Here is a 581-nt window from a genome sequence, read left to right on the forward strand (position 1 = left end):
GGCCGAGGAAGCGCGCGCCGGCCTGGCCGGCGTGCTGCTGCGCGAGGAAGGCGCGACGTCGCGCGTCATCCGCACCGTGGAGGTGCGCGGCCGTGCCCCGATGGCGCGCGACGCCGATGCGCCGGCGCAGGCCGCCGCCATGGAGGCGGCGCTGGGCGATGCCTTCGCCGAGCTGGAGCGCGCGCTGACCCGCCGGGTGGCGTAGCTCAGCCGGCCTCGCGCGCCAGCGCGATGGCCTGCCGCAGCACCTCCATGTCGCCGATGTGGTTGGCCAGAAGCAGCACCAGCCGCGCATCCAGCCGGCGGGACGCCTCCGCATCCAGCCCGCGATGCGCCTCGACCAGCAGGGCGAAGAGCGTGTCGGGATCGGCGATGCGCGGCGTCGTGTCGAGCGTCATGCGGGCTGCTCCGCGGGCAGGCGCGCCAGCGCGCGATCCAGCGCGGTGCGGATCGCGGCAGGATCGGGCGTGGCGAATCGCGCGGCCACGTGCTGGTCCGGGCGGACCAGCACTGCCCCGCCGCGCGGCGCGCCGAAGCGCGCGGCGGCCAGGCCGCTGTGGTCCCACAGCGCGCCGGGCGTC

3 protein-coding genes are annotated in these 581 nt (G+C 77.6%); 1 reads left to right on the plus strand and 2 read right to left on the minus strand.

All coding sequences use genetic code 11. The annotated features are described in order from the left end of the window. On the plus strand, nucleotides 1–205 hold a 205-nt coding region (locus tag OZN99_RS33180), incomplete at its 5' end, for a hypothetical protein (protein WP_270939415.1). Nucleotide 206: 1 nt separating this feature from the next. On the opposite strand, the gene OZN99_RS33185 is transcribed toward OZN99_RS33180, so the two are convergent. Continuing rightward, the gene (locus OZN99_RS33185) at nucleotides 207–398 is read right to left on the minus strand and encodes a DUF2783 domain-containing protein (RefSeq protein WP_270939416.1); all 192 of its coding nucleotides are present in this window, start codon (nucleotides 396–398) and stop codon (nucleotides 207–209) included. Further along, nucleotides 395–581, minus strand: a 187-nt coding sequence (locus OZN99_RS33190) for a hypothetical protein (protein ID WP_270939417.1), incomplete at its 5' end; no start/stop codon positions are given. The genes OZN99_RS33190 and OZN99_RS33185, both read right to left, overlap by 4 nt.

Origin of the sequence: Falsiroseomonas oryzae (genome assembly GCF_027856955.1) — a bacterium.
In the GTDB taxonomy this organism is placed as follows: domain Bacteria; phylum Pseudomonadota; class Alphaproteobacteria; order Acetobacterales; family Acetobacteraceae; genus Falsiroseomonas; species Falsiroseomonas oryzae.